The organism is Paenibacillus sp. 32352 (assembly GCF_002042965.1).
Taxonomy (GTDB): domain Bacteria; phylum Bacillota; class Bacilli; order Paenibacillales; family NBRC-103111; genus Paenibacillus_S; species Paenibacillus_S vulneris.
This window is the reverse complement of record NZ_MZNT01000046.1, coordinates 1-441: the sequence shown is the minus strand read 5'-3', so window position 1 is coordinate 441 and position 441 is coordinate 1. Positions and strand designations below refer to the sequence as shown.

General features: G+C 52.2%; 1 protein-coding gene. It reads right to left on the bottom strand.

The window, feature by feature from the left end:
* The coding region (locus B1728_RS36515) for an Ig-like domain-containing protein (RefSeq protein WP_179136335.1) at positions 1-441 on the bottom strand (441 nt) is incomplete at both ends.

Below are 441 nucleotides of genomic sequence, written 5' to 3'. Positions count from 1 at the left end.
CCTGGGGCAAGATCAACGGATGGAGTGAAGCTCCACGTACCATCCCCATTCACAGTAACAGTTGGAGTTGCTACGATCTGACCCGCATGATCGTAAACGACGGCCGTAACTGTTGATCCTGGTTCGGTTGTTCCTGTAAATTCAGGCTTGGACTCGGTAACGGTTGAGCCGTTTGGTTTAGTGATAAACAGGGCTGTATCTGGTACCGCCACGGTCAATGCCTTGGTTTTCTTTGCTGTCTTGCCATCTTTCTCTGCAGTGACCTCAAACGTATAATCGCCGTCAGGCAGGTTGGTTCCCGGCGCAAAGCTCCATGTACCGTCCCCCTTCACAGTAACCGTTGGGGTTGCTACGATATGACCACCATGATCGTAAACGACGGCCGTAACCGTTGACCCCGGTTCGGATGTTCCTTTGATCTCCGGCTTAGGGATAGTTACG